This is a genomic window from Burkholderia pyrrocinia (assembly GCF_022809715.1).
In the GTDB taxonomy this organism is placed as follows: Bacteria; Pseudomonadota; Gammaproteobacteria; order Burkholderiales; family Burkholderiaceae; genus Burkholderia; species Burkholderia pyrrocinia_C.
This window is the reverse complement of sequence record NZ_CP094460.1, coordinates 1,632,182-1,657,399: the sequence shown is the minus strand read 5'-3', so window position 1 is coordinate 1,657,399 and position 25,218 is coordinate 1,632,182. Positions and strand designations below refer to the sequence as shown.

At 66.6% G+C, this 25,218-nt stretch carries 15 protein-coding genes and 1 pseudogene; 6 read left to right on the top strand and 10 right to left on the bottom strand.

The genetic code is table 11. The annotated features are described in order from the left end of the window. Nucleotides 1–15: 15 nt before the first annotated feature. The 5 genes from MRS60_RS24310 to MRS60_RS24290 all read right to left on the bottom strand — a co-directional run bounded on the left by MRS60_RS24310 (nucleotide 16) and on the right by MRS60_RS24290 (nucleotide 11,343). Nucleotides 16–7,542: an ESPR-type extended signal peptide-containing protein gene (locus MRS60_RS24310; protein ID WP_243566871.1), complete on the bottom strand. Its 7,527-nt coding sequence runs from the start codon at nucleotides 7,540–7,542 to the stop codon at nucleotides 16–18. Nucleotides 7,543–8,596: 1,054 nt separating this feature from the next. Continuing rightward, nucleotides 8,597–9,499: a hypothetical protein gene (locus MRS60_RS24305; protein ID WP_034180844.1), complete on the bottom strand. Its 903-nt coding sequence runs from the start codon at nucleotides 9,497–9,499 to the stop codon at nucleotides 8,597–8,599. Between the two features lie 95 nt (nucleotides 9,500–9,594). Further along, nucleotides 9,595–9,813 carry a hypothetical protein gene (locus MRS60_RS24300; RefSeq protein WP_034180843.1) on the bottom strand — a complete coding sequence of 73 codons (219 nt, stop codon included), beginning with the start codon at nucleotides 9,811–9,813 and terminating at the stop codon, nucleotides 9,595–9,597. A 263-nt stretch (nucleotides 9,814–10,076) separates the two neighbouring features. Next, entirely contained in the window at nucleotides 10,077–10,727 is a 651-nt protein-coding gene (locus tag MRS60_RS24295; RefSeq protein WP_034180842.1) for an NADPH-dependent FMN reductase, read from the bottom strand. Between the two features lie 310 nt (nucleotides 10,728–11,037). Further along, nucleotides 11,038–11,343 (bottom strand): NIPSNAP family protein, encoded by a 306-nt coding sequence (locus MRS60_RS24290; RefSeq protein ID WP_034180841.1) that lies wholly within the window; start codon nucleotides 11,341–11,343, stop codon nucleotides 11,038–11,040. Nucleotides 11,344–11,624: 281 nt separating this feature from the next. Between MRS60_RS24290 and MRS60_RS24285 the strand changes: the two genes are divergently transcribed. Beyond that, nucleotides 11,625–12,413: a GNAT family N-acetyltransferase gene (locus MRS60_RS24285; RefSeq protein WP_243565676.1), complete on the top strand. Its 789-nt coding sequence runs from the start codon at nucleotides 11,625–11,627 to the stop codon at nucleotides 12,411–12,413. A gap of 334 nt (nucleotides 12,414–12,747) precedes the next feature. Here MRS60_RS24285 and MRS60_RS24280 read toward each other — a convergent pair whose 3' ends face one another. Both MRS60_RS24280 and MRS60_RS24275 read right to left on the bottom strand, forming a co-directional pair. Next, nucleotides 12,748–14,103, bottom strand: a complete 1,356-nt coding sequence (locus tag MRS60_RS24280) for a DUF3999 domain-containing protein (RefSeq protein ID WP_243565675.1) — start codon at nucleotides 14,101–14,103, stop codon at nucleotides 12,748–12,750. Further along, nucleotides 14,100–17,084, bottom strand: coding sequence for a DUF2339 domain-containing protein (locus MRS60_RS24275; RefSeq protein ID WP_243565674.1), 2,985 nt, complete (start codon nucleotides 17,082–17,084; stop codon nucleotides 14,100–14,102). Before MRS60_RS24275 ends, MRS60_RS24280 begins: the two co-directional genes overlap by 4 nt. 365 nt (nucleotides 17,085–17,449) lie before the next feature. On the opposite strand from MRS60_RS24275, the pseudogene MRS60_RS24270 reads away from it, so the two are divergent. From MRS60_RS24270 to MRS60_RS24255, 4 genes and pseudogenes are all read left to right on the top strand, one after another. Beyond that, a pseudogene (locus tag MRS60_RS24270) lies at nucleotides 17,450–18,907 on the top strand (quaternary amine ABC transporter ATP-binding protein); the annotation flags it as partial. Beyond that, a complete protein-coding gene (gene choW, locus MRS60_RS24265; RefSeq protein ID WP_034180836.1) occupies nucleotides 18,900–19,796 on the top strand; it encodes a choline ABC transporter permease subunit in 897 nt (298 codons plus the stop codon). The pseudogene MRS60_RS24270 and the gene choW, both read left to right, overlap by 8 nt. A gap of 109 nt (nucleotides 19,797–19,905) precedes the next feature. Next, entirely contained in the window at nucleotides 19,906–20,904 is a 999-nt protein-coding gene (locus MRS60_RS24260; protein ID WP_034180835.1) for a GlxA family transcriptional regulator, read from the top strand. Nucleotides 20,905–21,002: 98 nt separating this feature from the next. Beyond that, nucleotides 21,003–21,950 carry a choline ABC transporter substrate-binding protein gene (locus tag MRS60_RS24255; RefSeq protein ID WP_034180834.1) on the top strand — a complete coding sequence of 316 codons (948 nt, stop codon included), beginning with the start codon at nucleotides 21,003–21,005 and terminating at the stop codon, nucleotides 21,948–21,950. 124 nt (nucleotides 21,951–22,074) lie between these two features. Here MRS60_RS24255 and MRS60_RS24250 read toward each other — a convergent pair whose 3' ends face one another. Then, nucleotides 22,075–22,500, bottom strand: a complete 426-nt coding sequence (locus MRS60_RS24250) for a PACE efflux transporter (RefSeq protein ID WP_243565673.1) — start codon at nucleotides 22,498–22,500, stop codon at nucleotides 22,075–22,077. Between the two features lie 147 nt (nucleotides 22,501–22,647). Here MRS60_RS24250 and MRS60_RS24245 point away from each other — a divergent pair, with 147 nt between their 5' ends. Continuing rightward, entirely contained in the window at nucleotides 22,648–23,610 is a 963-nt protein-coding gene (locus tag MRS60_RS24245; protein ID WP_243565672.1) for a LysR substrate-binding domain-containing protein, read from the top strand. 45 nt (nucleotides 23,611–23,655) lie between these two features. On the opposite strand, the gene MRS60_RS24240 is transcribed toward MRS60_RS24245, so the two are convergent. Both MRS60_RS24240 and MRS60_RS24235 read right to left on the bottom strand, forming a co-directional pair. Beyond that, a complete protein-coding gene (locus tag MRS60_RS24240; RefSeq protein WP_243565671.1) occupies nucleotides 23,656–24,804 on the bottom strand; it encodes a WD40/YVTN/BNR-like repeat-containing protein in 1,149 nt (382 codons plus the stop codon). A gap of 38 nt (nucleotides 24,805–24,842) precedes the next feature. Then, entirely contained in the window at nucleotides 24,843–25,112 is a 270-nt protein-coding gene (locus MRS60_RS24235; RefSeq protein WP_034180830.1) for a MoaD/ThiS family protein, read from the bottom strand. Nucleotides 25,113–25,218 lie beyond the last annotated feature (106 nt).

Genomic DNA, 25,218 nt, shown 5'->3' with positions numbered 1-25,218 from the left:
TGGCGGCGCGACGCATTACTTCCACTGGTACAGCATGCCGGCGCCGATCACCTTCTGACCGCCGCTGAAGCCGCCGTTGATCGACGCCTTCAGGTTCTCCGTGATGCGGGCCTGCATGTTGACCGCCATCGCCTTCTGGCCGAGGAAGGTCGACGTGCCGACACCCATCCCGAAGTTGGCGTCGCGATCGAGCTGCGGGATCGACGCCATCGCGCCGACGGCCGCGATACCCTGCTTCGCCATCTGGTCGGTCTGCTGCAGTTGCGAACCCAGCGAGTTGATCTGCGCCTGCTGGCCCGACAGTGCCGTCGACAGCGTCGTCTGCACCTGCGTCAGCTGGTTCACGTTCACCGCGTCGGTGCCTTGCGTACCCGGTGCGACGTTCACGATCTGGCGCTGCTGCGTGTCGCTGCCGACCGAGACGACGTTCTGGCGGCCGCCGTCCGTCGAATTCGCGCCGATCGCCACCGAGTTCGAGCCGGCGGTGACGGTCGGGTGATCGCTGCCGGTACCGTTCATGTCGGCGGCGACGCCGTTGGTATTGATCGCGCGCGTCGTGTTGTTGTTGAGCGTCGTCGACAGCTGGTTCAGCGTGTTGTTGATGTTCGTCACGCCGGTCGACAGCGAGGCGACCGTGCTGTTCGTCGAGCTCAGTCCGGTGGACAGCGAACCGATGCCGGTCGACGTCGACGTGGACAGCGACGACACGTTGCTGTTCGTCGAGCTGAGGCCCGTCGACAGCGAGCTGATCGCGGTCGAGGTCGACGTGGACAGCGACGTCACCGAGCTGTTCGTGGTGCTCAGTCCGGTGGACAGCGAGTTGATGCCGGTCGACAGCGACGAGATGTTCGACGCGGTCGACGTGGACAGGTTCGTGATCGCCTGGTTCGTCGCGTTGAGCTGGCTGCCGTTGATCGCGTCCGTGCTGCTGGCCGAGATCCGGCCGGCGGCGACGTTCGTGATCTGGCGTTCCTGGCCCTGCGCGCCGACGCTCACCACGCCGACCGGCGAGCTGCCCGCGAAGAAGTACGTGGCGCCGCCGATCGTGGCGCTCGACGTCGGGTTCGCGGCACTCGTGACCGAGTTCGCACCGAGCGCGATCGAGTTGGCGACGTTGGCTTGCGCGTTCGTGCCGAAGGCGAGCGCGTCGGTGGCCGTGGCCTTGGCAGCCGAGCCGTAGGCCTGTGCGCCGGTGGCGCTGGCCGTGGACTGGCTGCCCAGCGCGATCGTGTTGTCCGCGGTGGCCTGGTTCGAGCTGCCGAGTGCGAGTGCGCTGGCGCCGTTTGCGGTGTTCGCGTTGCCGAGCGCCACTGCGCCGTTGCCGGTCGCCGTGTCGTTCGCGCCCATCGCTACCGCGCCGGTGCCCGTCGCGATGCTCGGATCGCCGATCGCGACCGCGCCGTCGCCGCTCGCGGTGTTGCCGGAGCCGATCGACACGGCCTTGCCGCCCGTTGCCGATGCGTTCTGGCCGATCGCGACCGCGCCTGCCGACTGCGCGTTCGAGCCGTCGCCGACTGCGACGCTGCTTGCGCCCGCCGCGCTGGCGTTGACGCCGGCGGCGAGGGCGTTGGTGCCGGTTGCGCCGTCGTTGGCGTAGTTGCTTTGCTGCGTGCCGTTGTCGTTGACGCTGTAGTAGTGCGTCTTCGCAGCGTTGATCGCGGTGGAGGTCGACGTGGACAGCGACGCCACCGAGCTGTTGGTGGTGCTCAGGCCGGTGGACAGCGAGCCGATGCCGGTCGAGGTCGAGGTCGACAGCGACAGGATCGTGCTGTCGGTCGAGCTCAGGCTGGTCGACAGCGAGTTGATGCCGGTCGAGGTCGAGGTCGACAGCGATGCGATCGAGCTGTTGGCCGACGACAGGCCGGTCGACGTGGAAGTCGACAGCGATGTGATGGAGCTGTTCGCCGACGACAGGCCCGTCGACGTGGAAGTCGACAGCGACGACACCGAGCTGTTGGTCGAGCTCAGGCCGGTGGACAGCGAGTTGATGCCCGTCGAGGTCGACGTGGACAGTGACGTGATCGAGCTGTTAGCCGAGGACAGACCGGTCGACGTGGAAGTCGACAGCGACGACACCGAGCTGTTGGTCGAGCTCAGGCCGGTGGACAGCGAGTTGATGCCGGTCGAGGTCGACGTGGACAGCGACGTGATCGAGCTGTTGGCCGAGGACAAGCCCGTCGACGTGGAAGTCGACAGCGACGTGATGGAGCTGTTCGCCGACGACAGGCCGGTCGAGGTCGACGTCGACAGCGAGTCGATCGAGCTGTTGGCTGAGGACAGACCGGTCGAGGTCGAAGTCGACAGCGACGTGATCGAGCTGTTGGCCGACGAGAGGCCGGTCGAGGTCGAGGTGGACAACGAGGTGATCGAGCTGTTGGCCGACGAGAGGCCGGTCGAGGTCGAGGTCGACAGCGACGTGATCGAGCTATTCGCTGACGAGAGGCCGGTCGAGGTCGAAGTCGACAGCGACGTGATCGAGCTATTCGCCGACGAGAGGCCGGTCGAGGTCGAAGTCGACAGCGACGTGATCGAGCTGTTGGCCGACGAGAGGCCGGTCGACGTGGAAGTCGACAGTGACGTGATCGAGCTGTTTGCCGACGACAAGCCGGTCGAAGTCGACGTGGACAACGACGTGATCGAGCTATTCGCCGAGGACAGGCCCGTCGATGTGGAAGTCGACAGCGAAGCCACCGAGCTATCGGTCGAGCTCAGACCGGTGGACAGCGAGCTGATGCCGGTCGAGGTCGAGGTGGAGAGCGACGTGATCGAGCTATTCGCGGACGACAGACCCGTCGACGTCGACGTGGACAGTGACGTGATCGAGCTGTTGGCCGACGAGAGGCCTGTCGAGGTCGAGGTGGACAACGACGTGATCGAGCTATTGGCCGAGGACAGGCCCGTCGACGTGGAAGTCGACAGCGAGGCCACCGAGCTATCGGTCGAGCTCAGACCGGTGGACAGCGAGCTGATGCCGGTCGACGTCGACGTGGACAGTGACGTGATCGAGCTATTCGCCGACGACAGCCCCGTCGACGTGGACGTCGACAGCGAGGCCACCGAGCTGTCGGTCGAGCTGAGGCCCGTGGACAGCGAATTGATGCCGGTCGAGGTCGAGGTGGACAGCGACGTGATCGAGCTGTTTGCCGACGACAAGCCCGTCGACGTCGAAGTGGACAGCGACGTGATCGAGCTATTCGCCGACGACAGACCGGTCGAGGTCGACGTGGACAACGACGTGATCGAGCTATTCGCCGACGACAGACCGGTCGAGGTCGACGTGGACAACGACGTGATCGAGCTGTTCGCGGACGAGAGGCCCGTCGACGTGGAGGTGGACAGCGACGTGATGGAGCTGTTGGCCGAGGACAGGCCCGTCGACGTGGAGGTGGACAGCGACGTGATCGAGCTGTTCGCGGACGACAGCCCCGTCGACGTGGAAGTCGACAGCGAGGCCACCGAGCTGTCGGTCGAGCTCAGACCGGTGGACAGCGAGCTGATGCCGGTCGACGTCGAGGTGGAGAGCGACGTGATGGAGCTGTTAGCCGACGACAGCCCCGTCGACGTGGACGTCGACAGCGAGGCCACCGAGCTGTCGGTCGAGCTGAGGCCCGTGGACAGCGAATTGATGCCGGTCGAGGTCGAGGTGGACAGCGACGTGATCGAGCTGTTTGCCGACGACAAGCCCGTCGACGTCGAAGTGGACAGCGACGTGATCGAGCTATTCGCCGACGACAGACCGGTCGAGGTCGACGTGGACAACGAGGTGATCGAGCTATTCGCCGACGACAGACCGGTCGAGGTCGACGTGGACAACGAGGTGATCGAGCTATTCGCCGACGAGAGGCCCGTCGAGGTCGACGTGGACAACGAGGTGATCGAGCTGTTTGCCGACGACAAGCCCGTCGAAGTCGAGGTGGACAACGACGTGATCGAGCTATTCGCCGACGACAGACCCGTCGACGTCGACGTGGACAGCGACGAAATGGCACTGGTCGCGGTACCAACCTGTTGGGCAACCGAATAAAGCTGGCTGCCGTTGATCGCGTCGGTACTGGTCTGCGTCACCTGGCCGGCGGCGACGTTGGTGATTTGTCGCTCGTTGCCCGGGCTGCCGACGCTGACGGTGCCGACTGGCGCGGCGCCTGCGAATCCACCGAACGTGACGCCGTTGACGGTCGCGCTGCTCGTGGGATTGGCTGCGGCGGTTTGCGAGTTGGCGCCGAGCGCGACGGAATTGTTGGTGCCGGCGGTGGCACCGCTGCCGATGGCGACGGCGTCGGTGCCGGTCGCGACGCTGTCGGCACCGGTCGAGTTCGCGTGGAAGTACTTGATACCCTGGCTGTTGATGTTGTTGATCGCCGAGCCGACGCTGTTGGCGGTCGACGTCGTGCCGTTCGCGTTGTAGGTCGTATACGCCGGCGCGGAGACCGTCCCGGTCGTCGGGTCGTACGTGGAGCCGCCGCCAAGTGCCGACGCCGTGCTGTTGCCGAGGTTGTCCGTCTTGGTCGTGACCGTGCTCAGGCCGGTCGACAGCGAGCCGATCGAGCTATTGGCCGACGAGAGGCCGGTCGAGGTCGAGGTCGACAGCGAGCTGATCGAACTGTTGGCCGAGGACAGGCCGGTCGACGTGGAAGTCGACAGCGACGACACCGAGCTGTTGGTCGAGCTCAGGCCGGTGGACAGCGAGCTGATGCCCGTCGAGGTCGAGGTGGACAGCGACGTGATCGAGCTGTTGGCCGACGACAGCCCCGTCGACGTGGAGGTGGACAGCGAGGTGATCGAGCTGTTGGCCGACGAGAGCCCCGTCGACGTCGAGGTGGACAACGACGTGATCGAGCTATTGGCCGAGGACAGGCCGGTCGACGTGGAAGTCGACAGCGACGACACCGAGCTGTTGGTCGAGCTCAGGCCGGTGGACAGCGAGCCGATGCCCGTCGACGTGGAGGTGGACAACGACGTGATCGAGCTGTTTGCCGACGACAGACCGGTCGAGGTGGAAGTCGACAGCGAGGTGATCGAACTATTGGCCGACGAGAGGCCCGTCGAGGTCGACGTGGAGAGCGACGTGATCGAGCTATTGGCCGACGAGAGCCCCGTCGACGTCGAGGTGGACAGCGAGGTGATCGAGCTGTTGGCCGACGAGAGGCCCGTCGACGTCGAGGTGGACAACGACGTGATCGAGCTGTTGGCCGAGGACAGGCCGGTCGACGTGGAAGTCGACAGCGACGCCACCGAGCTGTTGGTCGAGCTCAGACCGGTGGACAGCGAGCCGATGCCAGTCGAGGTCGAGGTCGACAGCGAGGTGATCGAGCTATTCGCCGACGAGAGGCCCGTCGAAGTCGAGGTGGACAGCGAGGTGATCGAGCTATTGGCCGAAGACAGGCCCGTCGACGTGGAGGTCGACAGCGAGGTGATCGAGCTATTGGCCGACGAGAGCCCCGTCGACGTCGAGGTGGACAGGGAGCTGATCGAACTGTTGGCCGAGGACAGGCCCGTCGACGTGGAGGTCGACAGCGACGACACCGAGCTGTTGGTCGAGCTCAGGCCGGTGGACAGCGAGCCGATGCCCGTCGACGTGGAGGTGGACAACGACGTGATCGAGCTGTTTGCCGACGACAGACCGGTCGAGGTCGAAGTCGACAGCGAGGTGATCGAACTATTGGCCGACGAGAGGCCCGTCGAAGCCGACGTGGACAGCGAGGTGATCGAACTATTGGCCGACGAGAGGCCCGTCGAGGTCGACGTGGAGAGCGACGTGATCGAGCTGTTGGCCGACGAGAGGCCCGTCGAAGCCGACGTGGACAGCGAGGTGATCGAACTATTGGCCGACGAGAGGCCCGTCGACGTCGACGTGGACAGGGAGCTGATCGAACTGTTAGCCGACGACAAGCCCGTCGACGTGGAAGTCGACAGCGACGCCACCGAGCTGTTGGTCGAGCTCAAGCCGGTGGACAGCGAGCCGATGCCGGTCGACGTCGACGTGGACAGCGACGTGATCGAGCTGTTCGCCGAGGACAAGCCGGTCGACGTGGAAGTCGACAGCGAAGCCACCGAGCTGTTGGTCGAGCTCAGGCCGGTGGACAGCGAGCTGATACCGGTCGAGGCCGAAGTCGACAACGACGTGATCGAGCTATTAGCCGACGACAGACCCGTCGAAGTCGACGTGGACAGGCTGGCAATGCTCGACGTCGTCGTGCTGGCGACCGCAAAAAGCTGGCTGCCGTTGATTGCGTCCGTGCTGGTCGCGCTGACCAGGCCGGCGGCGACGTTCTGGATGCGCCGCTCCGCCCCGGCCGCGCCGACGCTGACCACGCCGGCGGTGGAACTCGCGCCGGCATAGGTGCCGAACGTCTGGCTGCCGATCGTCGTGCTGCTGACGGTACCGGTGCCGCCGGTGGCGGTGTTCGCGGTGCCGGTCGTGACGGCATTGGAACCGAGCGCGACCGAGCCTGCGACGTTCGCATTGGAACCGGAGCCGAAGGCCAGGGCGTTGGTGGCGCCGGAAACCGCGGTGTCGCCGATCGCGACGCCGCCGGCCGCGGTGGCCGTGCTGCTGTTGCCCAATGCGACCGAGCCTTGACCGGTCGCGGAATTGGCATTGCCGATCGCGATGGCGCCTTGGCCGTTCGACGAGTCGTTCGCACCGAGCGCGACGGCGCCCGTACCGATCGCCGAGTTCGGGTCGCCGATCGCGACCGCGCCGTTGCCCGTCGCCGTCTGGCCGCGACCAATTGCAACCGCGCCGCCGGCAGCCGTGCTGCTGTTTGCCGTCGTGCCGCTCGAGCCGATCGCCACGTTCTGCCCGGTCGCGCCAGACACGACACCGTCGCCCTGGGCGATGCCGTATGCGCCGTTGACGGTCGCGCCGCGGCCGACTGCGATACCCGACGTCGCGGTCGATGCGACGGACGACTGCCCGCCGATCGCGATGCTGTCCGAAGCGGCCGACTGCGCGCCCTTCGTTGCGTTGCTGCCGATGGCGATCGAGCCCGCGCCCGACGCGATGGTCGAGTTCGCTTGCGACAGCGGCGTCGTGCCGTTGCCGCCCGCACCGCCGATCGCGACCGAGTTCAGCGCGTTTGCCGTCGAGCCGAAGCCGAGCGCGGTGGCGCCTGCGCCGCTCGCGGTGGTTTCGAGGCCGGCGGCGACGCCCCACAGGCCGGCCGACGACTGCATGCCGGTGGCGACGGCGCCGTTGCCGGTCGCTTGCGCGAAGGAGCCGTAAACCGTGACGCCGGTCCAGCCGTTGCCGTTGGAATTACAGCCGGCCACGACCGAATACGTACCGGAGCCGTCGCCAGCCTGGTTCGCCGTGCCGCCCGGGTTGACTCGGCCGACTGCGCCGTTGCTTCCCGTAAAGCAGGTCTGTTGTGTGTTGAGCGTGTTGGCCTCGGCGAGCCCCGGCAGGCCGATCGCCAGTGCTGCGACTGCGGCGACCACGACGGCCGACTTGTTCGGCTTGCCCCGTGCCGAATCGATTTCCGATGCCGCGACCCAGGCGCCAAGAGCTTCGTTCCAGATCGAGCGGTATGTGCGGTTCATGTCCTACTACCTCCAAATGTGCACGCTACACACCGGTCTCTTTTGTTAGAGGAATACTCCGTGCGCTCGCGCAAATCTCAAAATTGATGGGCGGAGTTTATTGGAGGTGGATTTTATTAATTGCTAAATAGTGATAAATGGAGGGTTTGAAAAGTTAAAAGATGGTCAATGGATCGTGTTTTGATGTATCCGGGAAGAATGAATATGAAAGGTGTAAGAATGTTACGTGTATGGCTTTGGTTTTCCTCGGTCACGTCGTTAATATCTATAAAAATCAATGATTTGCGTGTGTTTTGTGCGGTAGATGACACAGGAAATGGGCGAATACGTAAGACGAATGAAATAGCAAACGTTTGCGCGCGAGATAATTCTTTCATTTTTGTAATGTCAGATGGCGCGCGGATTGATAATGTATTGAATGTCTTGTTTTCTTATTAAGTTGTGATTTGATGATTGATTGATTTTTGTTTTATTTGATTTTGTATAAATCAATTTAATTCGAAATGGCGAATATCGGTCTATGCCGATTTGCGCATCTCGTCCGCCGTCGCTGCCCGTGCGGCGGGCGTTCCGGGCCGGCTGGGTCGTCGAATTTGTAAAAAATTGCTACGAAAATTGCTACAAAGCGACAGATTGGAGTCTTGGAGTTCAACTATCTGATTTGTCCTATTGACGATATCGGTGATGCTGGTTTCCGAGCGAAATTGAGAGGCATGCCGGACAGCCGGGGAGACGGCCCCGCAGCGGTGTCCCGCGTGGCGTCTCGACAGGGGCGTCAAAGACCGTTGGTCAGCGCCCTCACGCCGTGGGCGCGCCGAATCGTCGGAGGAAAAAAGGCGGGAGAAGATGTGTCGGGCGCGCCACATTCGGTCCACGGATGTGAGCCGAAGCGGTCGCTCACCGCATGCAATGAGCCGGCTTCGAGCAGGAGGGGCGTCGATTCGTCCGGAGTGCGACGCAAGCGTTCCGGATCGAATCGGCCGCAGCGACGACGATCAGCCCACGCCCAGCACGAAGAGGCTTGCCCGCATGCCGGTGGCCGCGCCCCTCGACCTTACTTCTTGAGAAACCGCAGCGCGAACCGCGCCATCCGCGGCACGAACATCGGGCGCAGCAGGCGCTTGTCGTAACCGGCCATCCGCCGGTCGTTCTCGACGAGACACAGCTCGATCAGCTCGCGCGGGTTCAGCGCATCGCCGATGTCGGCGGTGCCGGTTGCCGGGAAGTTCGCGTCACGCGCGACGCCGTCGGCATCGATGCCGCGTGCGATGCCGATGCGGTCGCGGATCAGGTGCACCCACACGGCCGCGACGCGCGCGAAGAACCACGGCCGGCGCCACCACGGGATCGTGCGCCAGTACCACGCGTACCAGTTCGCGAAGAACAGGATGTGGCGGCCTTCTTCCTGGATCACCGGCTCGAAGGTGTCGACGAGTTCGGGCGGGAAATAACCGGAGCGCTGCGCGGAGCGGAACAGGCCGAACGCGAAGAAGCTGTCGATACATTCGCTGAAGCCCGTCATCATCCACGACCACTCGGGGTCCTTCGGCGCCGGGTAGGCTGGCTCGGGCGCGAGCCGGATGCCGTAGGCCTCGACGAGCTTCGACAATACGACCTTGTGGCGCGCTTCCTCGCCGCCGTCCATCTCGAGCGCGCGGCGCAGCAGCGGATCGTCGATCGTCGCTGCGTAGGTCGCGACGCGAATCGATGCACGGCCTTCGGTTTGCACCGCGATGTCCCAGATCGGCAGCGACGTGAGCCGCCTGAGCTCGTCGGGCTTGAGCGCCGGCCAGTCGATCACGGCCGGCTTGTACGGGTTGTGTGTGTCGAGCAGCATGCGACAGAACATCTGCTTGTGCGCATCGGAACCGATCCTGACCGGACCTTGACTCTCGAAGGTCCAGTTGCGCATCGCGTGATCTGCGGCTGCGTGCTCTTCCTGCAGCGTGTCAGTCATGGCTATTGTTATGCGATTACGGGTCGAAAGATTCTTGCATAGCTTCCGTAAACGCGTATTTTCGTGCGGCCATGCGCACGCCGGCCACGCGTGCGTCACGCGTGCGTGTCGACCCAGAGGCGGCCCCAGCGGGACGCATACGCGAGCGCGTGTTCCTCTTCGAAGAAGAAGTCGATCGCGTCGAACGAAACGGAGCGCGGCGACGGGCCGCCGCCCGCCCGCTCGATCGTCAGGTTGGCGGCGAACAGCCCGTTAGGCAACCGGGCGGCGGCGGGGGCGACTTCATAGCCCTTGTAGCGGATCGTACGGTTCATGGCGTGCGCGGAGAAAGTTCGGACTTTCAGCGTACGAAAACCCGCGGGCCGCGTGAACCAATCTTTCGGCCAATGCAAATCACGCGGCGGGCCGAATCGATATCGACGGGGCATGCCGGGGAAGGGGATTCGACGCGAAGCGTCGGTGTGGTTTGTGCGTGGCGCGGTGCCGGCGCGCGCAGCACATCGCCGCGCGTCCGAAGACGCGCCGCCCGCGCACGGCGAACCTTGTCGGCCGGGCGCGGGCGGCGGAGTGAACGGGATTACTGGTTGGCGACCTTCAGCACGGGGGCGAGCGCGTCGACCGATGCCGCGTGCGTGGTCGCGCGATGCGACGCGAATGCGAGTGCGAACTCGGCGGCTTGCGCGCCGACCGTCTCGAGCTGTGCGACGACCTTCGGATCCGAGCAGCTGTCGGCGCTTTCGAAACGCGTTTCGAGCGTGTTCACGGTCGCGCCGAACGGCGTCGGCCAGCCGCGCAGCGCGTGGACGATCGAACGCAGCGACGTCAGCACGGTGCCGGCTGCCTGCCAGCCGTATGCGGTGACGATCAGGCCGACCGCGCGGCCGTCGAGATAGGGGCGCTCGTCCGCGCGCAGTTCCTCGAGCGTGTCGAGCGCGTTCTTCACGAGGCCGGAGACGCCGCCGTGATAGCCGGGCGTCGCGATGATGATCGCGTCGGCCTGGCGCACGGCGTCGATCAGTTCGCGCTGCGCGTCGGTCAGCGTTTTGTGTTCGGGTGCGTAGTGCGGCAGCGTATGCAGGAACGGGCCGTCGAACAGGCGCGTGCGTGCGCCGGCGGCTTGCGCACCGCGCAGCGCGAACGACAGCGCGCGTTCGGTCGACGACGCTGCTCGGGTGGTACCGCCGATGCCGACGACGAACGGGCGGCGGTGTTGATCGAATGCAGTCAAGGGGCGCTCCTCGGGGATGGCTTGCCCGGCTAAGCACAGGCTTAAAACCAGATGGTAACGACCCCATCGCCACTCTGAAAACGACTTTTCGTTCTATCGATATGCCGCGCGGCGGGGGCAATCGTGTGCGCGGCCGCGCAGATCGATAGCAGAAATGCTTGGTTGGGACGGTGCGCCGCGGTCGATAAGATGGGCCCGTCTCCTCCATGATGTCTCTACTGACATGGGTTGGCCCCGCCGCGCGGATGCAGGCGGGGCTTTTTTTCGTCCCGGTCAGGAAAAGGGGCGCGATGCCGGCGGGCGTCGCCGGTTACTCGAATACCGGCCGGAAGAAGCTGCGTTCGTAGCTGACAATGCAGCGCGTTTCCTCCGCGTAGCGGAACGCGGCCTGGCACGCCGGATCGTCCTTCGAGCGTTCGCGGTAGCGCTCGTACTCGGCGAGGCTCGGGAACGAAAACATCGCGAGCGCGATGTCGTTCGCGCCTTCGGACGGCAGGAAATAGCCGTGATGCGTGCCGCCGAACTTTTCGACGAGCGGAATCCACATCTTGCCGTAGGTTTCGAACTGGTCGAGTTTGTACGGATCGATGACGTAGCGAAGGAAGCAGGTGACCATGTGCGCTCGCGGTGCGGTGACGGAACAGCGAGTCTGGATTGCGTCGCCGCAGGTGTCAACGGAGCGCGTGTGGGGCGTCGACGCCGTCGCGGGATTCATTGCTTGCGCGAACAACGATCGGCGCATTTTCATGCGTTCGCAACGACGCTGGCAGAGCGGCGGAACGTACCGTCGCCGCCGTTTTTTCCGCGCGCGTTTCCCCGAACTTTTACGACATTTTTTCTTGCGAGGGCGGTCGGCGCGCTCCTAGACTTCGGGCATCCCAACCACGGAGCACTGCGATGTCGATACCCTGGAACGCGATTGCCGAACGTCTCCCTGCTGCGCCGCCTTCCGCGTGCGCCGACCGGGTGGTCGTACGGCGTTTCGATCCGGCAGTCGACAGCTATGCGCAACTCACGCCGATGCTGCATCGCGCGTTCGCGCGGCTCGGCGCGATGGGGCTCAACTGCACGTGCGTCGATCAGGACGAGGACGTCACGCGCCGTCGCGCGGAAGCGGGCGAGTGCTACGTCGCCGTGTGCGGCGGGCGCGTCATCGGCACGGCCACGCTGTATGGGGCCGATCCGTCTTCGGCCTGCTCGCTGTACCGGCAGGAAGGCGTCGCGAGCGTGCGCCAGGTGGCCGTGGATCCCGATTGCCAGAGCCGCGGGATCGGCGCATTGCTGCTGTCGTTCGCCGAGCAGTGGGCCGCGTTGCGCGGCTATACGCTGCTCGCGCTGGATACGCCGCATCCCGCGTCGCATTTGCTGGCGTTCTACGGCGCGCAGGGTTTCGAGGTCGTCGACGTGATGCGCTTCGCCGGCAAGCGCTACGACAGTGCGATCCTCTGCAAGCGGCCCGTCGCGCAGGTCGTGCGCCGCGTGTCGCCTGCGTCGCGGCTGGCCGTGCGCGTGGCAGCCGTTCGGCGTCTGGCGCATGCGTTGCCGGCACGCGTGGTGGCAGTGGCACGGCGCGACCCGCGCGTACGCCGTGGCGCGGGATGGGCGGCGCGCCGCGCGGCCGGCGCCGCGAGCTGCCGTTCGACGCCGTGGCGGCCGCGCCAGCACGGGCGCTACACGTTCGGTTGAGCGCCGCGCACCGGCTCTTTTTCCCGGTTTTACCGCGTAAACGTCGTATGAGCGGAGTGTGGCGCTTCCGCTCGTGTACGGCCCATCAGACACCCCGCCGCATCGCGGCGAAACCGATGTTTACGCGCTTTTTATGCTTTGCCGCGATCTTCACGCGAACCTTCACAAGATGGTTCAAGTGGAAACGGATGCTGCGCGATCGTGCGCGCGATGGTGTCGGCCAGCGAAGAGCGAAGCCGAACGCCGTCACGACGGCTCGTCGCAGTGACGCGTTGCGGCCGTCGAAAGAAACAGGTACGCCGGATAAGCGTCGCGCAAAGACGACCGCGTCGCGTCACTCGTCGCGGTTGCGTGACTCGCCGCCGCTTTTCGCAAGCCGCCAGGCAATCGTGCCGAGCGCACCGACCGCGATCACCAGCGACGCCCACAGCACGTAGCGGCGCTTCGCGTCCGTATCGGCCGCCGCCGGCGCGACCGCCGATACCGGCAGCGCCGTGCCGACGCGCGCGGGCCGGACTTCGGGTGCCATGCCGACCAGCAGCGCATCGCGACCGACGGCCGACGACACGAGCGACGCATCGCCGACGCCGAGCGTAAACGGCGGCGTGCCGCGTGCGACGAAGGTCAGCGCGGCCGGATGCCAGCCGATCGCGACGGCCGGCTGGCCGGCGCCGAATCCGCCGTTGCGCATGTCGACGACGATCCGCCACGCGCGATCCGTGTTCGCCGCGAACTCGAGCGGCGGATTGCGCTGCTCGCCGGCCTTGCCCTGCAGCCGGAACAGCACGCCGCCTGCGACGTCGCGCCACGGCGCCTGCGCGTCGGCGCGGCTTTGCAGCGTCGCGCGCGCGACGGTGTTCGGCTGCGGCAGGTCGATGCGCACGCGGTCGACCGGATACGCGCCGTCGGTGTCGAACAGATACTCGCCGGGCGCGCTGCCGGCCCGTACGCGCGCGGCGTCGCGCCATTGGCGCGGCACGGATGCGGTGTCCGTCCCGCGCGCGTCGCGCGGATGCGTCTCGACGTCGATCGACGCGATCGCAGGCGCGCCGTCGAGCCAGTCCAGCCGCAGGTAGCGCGGCGCCGCACCGTCGAGTGCGATGCGTTCCTGCACCAGCATGTCGCCGCCGCGGCCGACCTTCAGCAACTGCGTGCTGCCGAGCGAGCGCCAGTTGCGCAGGTCGTCGCTGGCATCGACGGCGACACGCCCCTGGTAGCTGTCGTCGCCCACGTGCACGAGCAGTGCGTCGATGTCGCCGTTCGCACGCGACAGGTCGACGAGATCCGCGCCGCGCTTTGCCGGTGCCGGCGTGGCGACGGCCGTGCGCAGCGAGCCGTCCGGGCCGACCGTCACGCCGAGCGGCGCGTTGCCGTTATCGGCGCGCACCGGCGGCAGCGGGAACCAGTGCACCGGCGTGCGCGACGTCGGCACGGCGGGCGCGGCCGCGGCGGGTGCGTCGAGCGAATACGGAACCGGCTCGCCCGCGCCGTTGAAGACGCGCACGTCGCCGAGGTCGTCGCGCCGGCTGGCCGCATACACGGGCTGCGGCACGGTGAGCTGGTAATACGCGGCGTTGCCGTCGAGGTCGAGCGAGAAGCGCTGCGCGACGCGCCCGGCGCCCGGCGTGCCGTCGGCGGCCGCGAACGACGCGAGCAGGCTCAGTCCGAGCAGGGCGGCGAGTCGTTTCATTGCGGGTCGTCCTGTTGGGCCGCGGCCTTCGGCGGCAGCGGCGAGAAATAGCCGATCAACAGCAGCAGCACGCCGATGCCGATGAACGACACGATGCGCTCGATGCCGGTCACGTGCGACAGGTCGAACAGGAACAGCTTGACGACCGTGAGCGCGAGCAGCGCGGCGCCGACGAACCACAGCGGGCGCAGCCCGCGGCGCGTGGCCCAGATCGTTGTCGCGAGCGCGCAGACCGTCCAGTACACGGATACCGACGCCTGCACGAGCGTCGATTCGGCCATCGCACCGAATTCGTACGGCACGCCGGCCCAGTGATGCAGCGTGCGCAGCATCAGCGCGTTGAACCACAGGAATACGGTTGCGATCGCAACATAGTCGACCGCGCGCGGATGCCACGCGATGCCGAGCGTCTTCAGTCGGCGCAGCCACGCGGCGAATGCGACGAAGACCAGGAACTGCGCGATGTCGAGCGGATTGAGCAGCGGCAGCCAGAAGAGCGGCGATGCGTCGCCGTCGCTTGTCGCGCTGGCAATGCTCCACAGCCACAGCAGCGCGGCGAGCGGCGCCGCGCCCCACACCTGGTAAGCGCGCGGGAACGCGGCGACGGGCCAGCGCAGGCGCGAGCCGGGGCCCGATACGAGCAGGAGCAGCGCACCGAAACCGTAGGCCCACGCGCTCCAGCTCCACGCGCCTTCGGGCACGAATGCGCGCAGGCGCCAGAAGCCTTCGAGCGACAGCAGCCCGCACAGGGTCCAGAACATCAGCGTATGCAGCGGCGCGATCACGCCTGCGGCGATGGCTTGGCCGATGCCGGGTGCCGCACCTTGCGCGGCATCGGCGCTTGCCGGTCCGCGCGACTGGCGCCACAGCAGCGCAAGACCCGCGCCGACGGAGACGGGCCACGCGAACGCGCCCATGCCCGACAGCGGCGCTTCGTACGCATCGAACGCGCGCAACGCGAGCAGCGCCAGCACCGGCGTCAGCGCGAGCGCAGGCCATTCCGCGAGCGGCCATGCCAGCCGGCGGCGCGCGACGTGCGCCAGCCACGCGGTGCCGGCCGCGAACAGCGCGGTTGCGTCGACGACGAAGCGGTCGGCATGCAGGTCGACGTGACGGCTCGCGTAGACGAGGATCTCGTGCAGCCCGCCGCTCACCCACCACAGCAGCCCCCATGCCGCGGCCGCGGCGCCGATCTCGGGCATCCACGCATGCCACGCGCGCGCTTCGCCGCGCCCGTGCAGCCACCAGCCGGTGAACAGGCCGGCGAGCGCGATCAGCAGCATCGCGATATACGGGCCGTTGAGCACGGGCAGCGCGGTTGCGTCGGCCGGCCCGAGCAGGCTCGTGAAGAACGCGCCGGCCGCGGCGACCTGCATCAGCAGGCCGAAGCCGAACGGCAGCAGGCGCTTCTGGCGCACCGCGAGCCACACGACGGCCGCGCCTTCGATCGCCCAGGCGGCACTCGTCGTCGGGCCGGAAAACGCGAGCGGCACGGCCAGCGTCGCGAAGATCACCGCGAGCGCGAGCATCGCTTCGAACAGCAGCGCGAGACGGTCGCGGCGCCGCGCGAGCCATGCGGCGACCGCGACGTAGAACGCCGACAGCGCGACGGCGCTCCACGCGAGCCCGAACGGCATGCCCTTCACGAGCGACGCCTGCAGCGCGGTCGCGACGATCGGCGTGCCGAACACGAGCGTGCCGTCCACGTAGTGCCGCAGCGCGAGTTCGCGTTTCACCGCATACAGCAGCGCGATGCCGACATACATCAGGAAGAACAGGATCAGGAACGGCTCGGTGCTCGCGAACAGCGCGGGGCGGTAGGCCGTCACGCCCCACGCCGAACCGATCGTGAACGTGAACACGAAGCCGAGCAGGTTCAGCGGGCGCCATGCCTTGAACCACGCGATCGCGAAGATACCCGCGTTCAGCAGCGCGTAGTAGCTGAACAGCGCGACATGGTTGCCCTGGCCGGTCGACAGCAGCACCGGCGCGAGAAAGCCGCCCGCGCTGCCCATGAACGCGAGCGGCAGCGCGTTCTGCCTGACCGCGAGGAACGCGCTCAGCGCGCAGACCGCGACCATCAGCGGAAACGCGGCGCCGACGGGCAGCAGCGCATAGAGCTTGGTCGCGGCGAAGATCGTCAGGTACAGGATGCCGATGCCGCCGCCTTGCAGCACGAGGCCGTATGCGGCGCGGCGCGCGCGCACGCGCCAGCCGATCGCGAGCAGCGCGGCCGCGGCGAGCGCGGTGCCCGCGAGGCGGAATTCGATCGGCAGCATGTTGTTGTCGGTCGCGTACTTGAGCAGGAACGCGACGCCGAAGAACAGCACGACGATCCCGACGCGCACGACCGTGTTGCCGCCGAGCAGCCAGTCGCGCGCGGCACTGAATGCACGTTCGGCGATGCCGGGTTCGCGCGGCGCGGGCGGGGTGGGGCGGACGGGTGTTGCTGGCGCGTTCGCCGTTGCGTGGGCGGCGGCGAGAACGGGGGCGGGCGCTGCGGTTGCCGGTGCCGCGGCCGGCGTCGGCACCGATGTCGATGCCGGCATGCCCGCGCGCGCCGCGGCTGCGATTGCGGGTTGCACAGGCGGTGTCGGTGGCGTTGCCGAAGCAGCGGGTGAGAGCGGAGCGGACGAGGCGCCGGCCGCGCCGGACAAAGGCGTTTGCGCGGCACTGCCGGCGGCGGCCGCAACGGCCTTCGCGCCGGCGAGCTGGCCGCGCAGCGAATCGAGTTCGCGCGTGAGCGTTTCGACGGTCGCTTCGAGGCGCGCGACACGATCGACGAGCGGCGGTGGCGTCGCGGGCATCGCGAACGCGTCGGGCGCGGCGCTGTCGTTTTTGGGTTTGTGTTGCCGCAGCGCGTGACCGATGCAGAATCCGACGACGGCGCCGAGCAGCGAGCCGTTCGCGGCCGAGAAATCCCCGATCAATGCGGCGATGCCGCCCACGATGAAGCCGATTACGGCGAATGCCCAGTTCAACGCCTTACTCCCTCTCTCGTATCGTTATCGTCCTTCGCTCGCGGTTCGCACCGGATCGAGGCGGGTTCAGCACGGCCGGCAGGCGAACCGGCATGCGCGCCGTTGGCGGATCGTCGTGCGCAAGGCGCGCGGCAACAGCGCGATCGGCGTGTTTGCCGGCAATGTATCACAGCGGGCATGCGGGATTTTCTGGGTTGCGGAGAGGCCCCGATGCGTGCCTGATCTTCGTTGATGACGATCGCGCGGCACGGTTTTTTCTGTACGGTCATGCTTTTTGCGGGGGCCGACAGGCACGGCGAGACGGCCGCCGGGATGCATTGATCTGACGACAGTCGCGACGCCGGCTGATCGGACGTGAAATTGTCGCAAAACGACGCGCGCCCGATGCGGATTGGCGCGAAAAAACATGCGATTCGCGCCGCGCTGCTGCGCACAAGCTCCGCGTGCGATGCCCGTCGTTATTGGGTGTGCGCGTATTGCGCTGCCGCAATCGGGGGGCGCCGCGTGCCGCGGCCCACCTGGCGGGGCTGGAGGCCGTGTCGTATTTGCGCAAGCGTTTGTCGTAATTCGTCGGCAGGCCGGGGTTTTTTCTAGCAACTATGTAGGCACGCTATGACTCGCGTGAGTCCCCGCTACACGAGGAGAAGGTTTCGATGGATGCCCCCAAGGTCGTAGTCGAAGGTCTGTGCAAGGTGTTTGGAAACAACCCGAAGCAGGCGCTCGACATGCTCGCCGCCGGCGCGACGAAGGACGAAGTGCTCAAGCGCACCGGTCAGGTCGTCGGCGTACACAACGTCTCCTTCGATGTGCAGGAAGGCGAAATTTTCGTGCTGATGGGCCTGTCCGGCTCCGGCAAATCCACGCTGATCCGCCTCGTGAACCGGCTGGTCGATCCGAGCGCCGGCAAGGTGCTGATCGACGGGCTCGACGTCGCGTCGGCACGCCGCTCGGCGCTCACCGCGCTGCGCCGCAAGGACATGAGCATGGTGTTCCAGTCGTTCGCGCTGATGCCGCAACGCACCGTGGTGTCGAACGCCGCGTTCGGCCTCGAGGTCGCGGGCGTCGGCAAGAAGGAACGCGAGCGCCGTGCGATGGAAGTGCTCGAGCAGGTCGGCCTCGCGCCGTTCTCGCACAAGCTGCCGTCCGAGCTGTCGGGCGGCATGCAGCAGCGTGTCGGCCTCGCGCGTGCGCTGGCCGTGAACCCGTCGCTGATGATCATGGACGAGGCGTTCTCCGCGCTCGATCCGCTCAAGCGCAGGGAGATGCAGGACGTGCTGCTGCAGCTCCAGAAGGAGCAGCGCCGCACGATCATGTTCGTGTCGCACGATCTCGAGGAAGCGCTGCGCATCGGCAGCCGCATCGCGATCATGGAAGGCGGCCGGCTCGTGCAGGTCGGCACGCCGCAGGACATCATCGCGAACCCGGCCGACGACTACGTGCGCGCGTTCTTCGACGGCATCGACACGAGCCGCTACCTGACCGCCGGCGACCTGATGCAGACGGGTGCCGTGCCGACCATGTCGAAGTGCGATGCCGCGAACGTCGCGGCGGCGCTGAACGGCAGCGACGAATACGCGTTCGTGCTCGACGGCCAACGCAAGATCCGCGGCTTCGTCACGCGCGACGCGATCGGCGATGCGTCGCCGTCCGTCCGTCCGATCGAAAGCATTCGCCGCGACGCGACGCTCGATCACGTTGTCGCCCGCGTGGTGGCGAGCCCGAACGCACTGCCCGTCGTCGACGACGACGGCTGCTACTGCGGCTCGGTCGACCGCGCACTCATCCTGAAAGCCATCACGCGTTCGCGAGGTTCCCATGTCTGAAATGATTCCGCTCGGTACCTGGGTCGACCAGTCCGTTCACTACCTGCTCGACCATGACGCCAAGACATTCGACGCGATCGGCCAGGCGATCGAGGGCCTCGCGGCGCTCGTCGAACACGGCCTGCAAGCGATCCCGATGTGGCTGATGATGGCGATCTTCATCGGCGTCGGGCTATGGCGGGTGGGCTGGCGTTTCGCGCTGTTCACGACCGCGTCGCTGCTGCTGATCTTCGCGACGGGCTTCTGGGACCAGACGGTCATCACGCTCGGCCTCACGCTGTCGTCGACGATCATCAGCCTCGTGCTCGGCATCCCGCTCGGCATCTGGGCCGCGAAGAGCAAGTGGGTCGCCGCGATCGTGCGTCCTATCCTCGACCTGATGCAGACGATGCCCGCATTCGTCTACCTGATTCCGGCCGCGATGCTGTTCGGTCTCGGCCGCGTGCCGGGGATTCTGTCGACGGTGATCTTCGCGATGCCGCCTGCGGTGCGCCTGACGAGCCTCGGCATCCGCCACGTGAACCGCGAGATCGTCGAAGCCGGCCAGGCATTCGGCTGCACGCCGTGGCAACTGCTGTACAAGGTGCAGTTCCCGAATGCGCTGCCGTCGATCATGCAGGGCGTGAACCAGACGATCATGATGGCGCTGTCGATGGTGATCATCGCGTCGATGGTCGGCGCGGGCGGTCTCGGCAACGACGTGCTCGCGAGTATCCAGCGCCTCGACATCGGCCTCGGTTTCGAAAGCGGTCTGTCGGTCGTGCTGCTCGCGATCATTCTCGACCGCATCACCGAAAGCTTCGGCCGTGCACCCGGCACCGTGAAATCGCCGCTGTTCTCGGGCCTCAAGCAGCTTTTTCGCGCGAAGGCCACACCCGCGCAAGCCTGATTGACCGGCGGCCGGCCCGTCTTCCGGCCGCCTTCCCTGATTCGATAACCGCTTCCGCGGCGTTTGCCGCGGGGCTGGCCGCTCGTAACCTGTTCGACAGGAGTCCGATGTGACGTCCGCCGCCGCTGTCGCGCCCGCCGCCTGCGTTTCACCGGTTTCGTCCCTCGCCCATTTCGGCTTCCTGACGCTGCCGAACTTCTCGATGATCGCGTTTTCGAGCGCGGTCGAGGTGCTTCGGATGGCGAACTACGTCGGGCGCGCCGATCATTACAAGTGGTCGATCTACTCGCTCGACGGTTTCCCCGCGCATGCCAGCAACGGCATTGCGGTACGGCCCACGCAGGCGCTCGACTATACGAACCTGCCCGACGTGATGATCGTGTGCGGCGGCATCCGCATCCGCGACGTGGTCGACGAGGGCGCGCGCGATACGCTCGCGGCGCTCGCCGAGCGCGGGCTGCCGCTCGGCGGCATCTGCACGGGCGCGTATGCGCTGATGTCGAGCGGGCTGCTCGACGGCTATCGCTGCACCGTGCACTGGGAGAACCTGTCCGCGCTGCATTCCGAGTTTCCGCAGGTCGGCTTCGCCGATGAGCTGTTCGTCGTCGATCGCGACCGGCTGACCTGCACGGGCGGCACCGCGCCGCTCGACCTGATGCTGAACCTCGTCGGCATGCGGTTCGGCCAGCAGCTCGCCGCGCAGGTGTCGGAGCAGTTCATCCTGGAGCGCATCCGCAGCTCGACCGACACGCAGCCGATTCCCGTCGATGCGCGCGTCGGCTTCTCGCGTGCGGAGCTGATCGAGGTCGTGCGGCTGATGGAGGCTAACATCGAGGAGCCGCTGTCGCTCGAGGAACTCGCGCGGCTCGTACGGTTGTCGCAGCGGCACCTGCAGCGGATGTTCAAGGTGTACCTGAACGTGTCGCCGACCCACTATTACCTGACGCTGCGCCTGAAACGTGCTCGCGATCTGCTGCGCACGACCGATGCGTCGATCGCGCGCGTGACGACGGTCTGCGGTTTTCATTCGCCGTGTCATTTCAGCAAGGCGTACCGCGCGCAGTTCGGCCATGCGCCGAGCTACGAGCGCAGGTTGCCGGGGCGCTGACAGTTTGTACGGCCCGCGACGTCGCCGGGATCGCGGCGCGCGGTTTCAATAAGAGATCCCGCATTCATGCAAACGACATCACTTTGAGGAGAAGAAAGATGAAGCGCCTATTGATCGCAGCGGTGTGCGGGATCGGAATAACCGCGCCGATGTCGGCCGTTTATGCGGCCGATCCGCCCGTATGCAAGAACGTGCGCTTCGCGGATGTCGGCTGGTCCGACATCGCGGCGACCACGGGCCTCGCATCGACGATGCTGCAGGGGCTCGGCTACAGCCCGACGAAGACGATCGCATCGGTGCCGATCACGTTTGCCGGGATCAAGAGCAAGCAGATCGACGTGTTCCTCGGCTACTGGTCGCCGACGATGGACCCGATCATCCAGCCGTTCACGAAGGCCGGCACGATCAAGGTGCTCTCGACGCCGAACCTGACCGGCGCTAAATACACGCTCGCGGTGCCCGACTACGTGTACCAGGGCGGCCTGAAGTCGTTCGCGGACATCCAGAAGTACGCGGACAAGCTGAACGGCAAGATCTACGGGATCGAGCCGGGCAACGACGGCAACCTGCTGATCAAGAAGATGATCGACGGCAACCAGTTCGGCCTCGGCAAGTTCAAGATGGTCGAGTCGAGCGAGGCCGGGATGCTGGTCGAGGTGAACCGCGCGATCCGCGACAAGCAGTGGATCGTGTTCCTCGGCTGGGAACCGCATCCGATGAACGTGCAGATGAAGATCGACTACCTGAGCGGCGGCGACGACGTGTTCGGCCCGAACTACGGCGAGGCGAAGGTGCTGACGGCAACGCCGCCCGACTACGCGCAGCGCTGCCCGAACGTCGCGAAGTTCGTGTCGAACCTGCAGTTCACGACGACGATCGAGAATCACGTGATGATGCCGATCATGAACAAGGAAGACCCGAACAAGGCGGCGGCCGCGTGGCTGAAGGCGAACCCGCAGGCGCTCGACAAGTGGCTCGCGGGCGTGACGACGCTCGACGGGAAGCCGGGGCTGCCGGCGGTGAAGGCGTATCTCGGCGTGCATTGAGCGTCGACGTGGCTGGCGCGCCTGCTGAAGGCGGCGCGCCGGCGTGATGAAGCGCGGCCCTCCCGCATCGTGCGGGCGGGCCGCGTTGCTTTTGGTGTGGCGAAGCAGCGCGCGAGGACGAAGGTCACAATCCCTTCGTCGCCGCCGGCACGTCGAACACGCGATCGAACGCCCACTGGAATACGAACGCGTAGCAGAAGAAGAACGCGAACAGCCCGATATCGACGACGAACGCGTCGAACCACGAGATGTCGAGCCACCACGACACCACGGGCACGAGCATGAAGATCAGCCCGCCTTCGAATCCGGTGGCGTGCAGGATCCGCCGCCGGAGCGTGCGCGTCGGCTGCCGGCGCGACGCTTCCCAGCGCTCGAACAGCGCGTTGAAGATCATGTTCCACAGCAGCGCGATCGCCGACATCGTCGCCGACAGCGCACCCGAATAGACGAGGTCCTGCTTGAAGATCGCCGCGATTACGGGCGAGATGCAGGAGATGGCGATCGCTTCGTAGAGCACCGCCTGCGTGATCCTGCGCGGTAGGCCTTGCACGTGGTTTCTCCGGTTCGACGGCAACCGCCGCGGCACCGTGCCGCGACGTTCCGCAAGGCTATTCGCGTTGCACGCCTGCTTCAATTCACCTAATCTCACCCCGATTGAATCGAATTCAACCCGGCCGCATCCGGCCCGCGAGGCCCCGTGTTCTCGAAAATTCCCCTGACCGCATTGCGTGTATTCGAGTCGTCGGCGCGGCTCGGCACGTTCAAGGCCGCCGCGGACGAACTGTCCGTGACGCCGGCCGCCGTGTCGCACCAGATCAAGTCGCTCGAAAGCCGGCTCGGCGTGCTGCTGTTCGAGCGCGGCGCGAGCGGCGTGCGGCTCACGGCGGAGGGCGAGCGGCTGTTTCGCGCGAGTCACGATGCATTGCTTGCGCTGAGCCGCGGGCTCGATGCGGTGCGGCCCGAAGCGGCCGACGAGCGCACGCTCGTGCTGACCACCACGCCCGCATTTGCAGCGATGTGGCTGATTCCGCGCCTGGGCCGGTTCCGCCGCGTCGATCCGCAGTTGAACATCAAGGTCGAAACCGGCAACGCGCTCGCCGATCTCGAACGCGACGCGCGGATCGATCTCGCGATTCGCGCGACGTCGCGCACGTTCCCGGCGCTGCACGAGATCGCGCTGATCGACGAGTATTTCGGTGCGTATGCGGCTGCCGGGTTCGATGCGCATCGTTCGGACGAGCGTCTCGACTTGATCGAGACCGTGTGGGATACGCCGCTGCCCGTGTCGATCGACTGGGCGTCGTGGTGTCGCGCGGCCAGTCGCGACGCGTGGCTCGAACGCGCGGTGTTCAGGCATTACGACGACGAGCAATACGCGCTGCAGGCCGTGTTGCTCGGGCAGGGCGTCGCGTTGTTGAGTTCGGTGCTGGTGGCCGAGCACGTCGAGCGCGGCGCGTTGATGCCGATCGAGCCGTCGGTGCGGCTCGACGGTGCGCGCTTCGTCGCGCTGTGCCGGCCCGGGCGGGAACGCGAGCCGCAGGTCAGGCGGTTTCTCGACTGGCTCGAAGCGGAAATCGCGCACACGCGCGCGGCGGTGGCGCGGATGGCGCCGGGCGACCGCTGCGCCGACGAGCCTATCGACGCGCGATTCCGCGAGTGACCGGAAACCCGGACGTGTCGGGCTTCGGTTGCCCGCCGCCCACCGTCACCCGAACCTGACGCAATACACCGGCGGCAAATGCGCGGACACCATCTGCCAGTTGTCACCGCCGTCGCCGGACGTCCATAACCCGCCGGTCGTCGACGCCATCGCGAGGCGCGTGCCGGAATCGTCCACCGCGAGCCCGTGCCGATACACGAGGTCGTACGCGGGCGCAGCCGGCAACCCGTTCGACAGGCTCTCGAAACTGCGGCCGCCGTCGCGCGTGCGCGTGACGACGAACCGGCCGTTCACCGGAATCCGGCATGCGTCCTTTACGGCCGGCACGAACCACGCCGTGTCCGGTTCGTCCGGATGCACGGCGACCGCGAAGCCGAAGCTCGAAGGCTGCGCCTCGATGCGCCGCCAGTGTTCGGCACCGTCGGTCGAGCGGAAGATCGCGCAGTGATGCTGCGTCCACAGCACGTCCGGGTTGGCCGCGCACTGCACGACGCGGTGCGGGTCCTGCACGTTCGGCTCGCCGCGCCGCTCGGGCGGCATGTAGTCGGCTTCCATGCCGTCGGCGGTCACGCGCCAGGTCGCGCCGCCGTCGATGGTCTGCCAGACGCCGCCGCACGAGATGCCGACCGTCACGTGCCGGCTGTCGCGCGGATCGACCATCACCGAATGGATGCCCGGCGCGTCGTACCCGCCGCCGCCCCACTCGGCGCGTTCCGGGCGATCCCACAGCGGGCGGTTGAGCACCCACGAGTCGCCGTAATCGTCGGAGCGGAACAGCCCGCCGGGTATCGTGCCGGCCCACAGTACGCCCGGCTCGTCGGTGCCGCCGGCTTCGAGCGACCAGATCTGCTGAAGCGTCCAGGGCGGCTTTGGCGGGGCGGGGGGCTCGTCGTCCGCGTCGCCCGTGCTTGAATGCGCGCCGGCGCTGGCGGGCGGTTCTTCAGCAGGCTGCGGTGGATAAACGGGGACTGCGCATTCTTCCCAGTCGGCGGCGCCGGCCCGCCTTCGGTGCAGCTTCACGCCGAAATGGCCGAGGTTGAGCGCGGCGTACAGCGTTCCGTCGCGTGGATCGGCGAGTGCCATGTTGACCGGTTCGCCGACGAAATGCGGTTCGCCGAGCGTCCAGCCGCCGCTGCCGTCGGGCTGCAGAACGAACAGGCCCTTGCGGGTGGCGACGAGCAAGCGATCGTTCATGTTGGTGTCTCCTGATGGCCTGACTTGGGGCTGTCCCTTTATCCGCCCGTCAGCGCCTGCACGACATAAACCCGACTGGAGTCGCCGAGCGCATCGGACAGCCGTTGCCGGTCGCGCACTGGCTGGCCGTCGATGAATACCGAGAGATGTTTGCGCAGTGCACCCTGGTCGTCGACGATGTAGCCGCGCAGTCGCGGCTGCTCGCTGAAAACGGTGTCGAATGCTTCGCCGAGCGTGTGTGCATCGATCTCGCGCTCGGGTGTTTCGACGTGCCGCTGGATCGAAGCGGCGAAGAAGATATGCGCCATGGCAGTGGCTGGCAGGAGCCGCGCGAAAGGGACGGTTTGTAGTTTAGGCGATCCGATGGAAGCTGAAAGTCAGGATGGCGTCGCATGGGTGCTGCTGGTCCGGCGT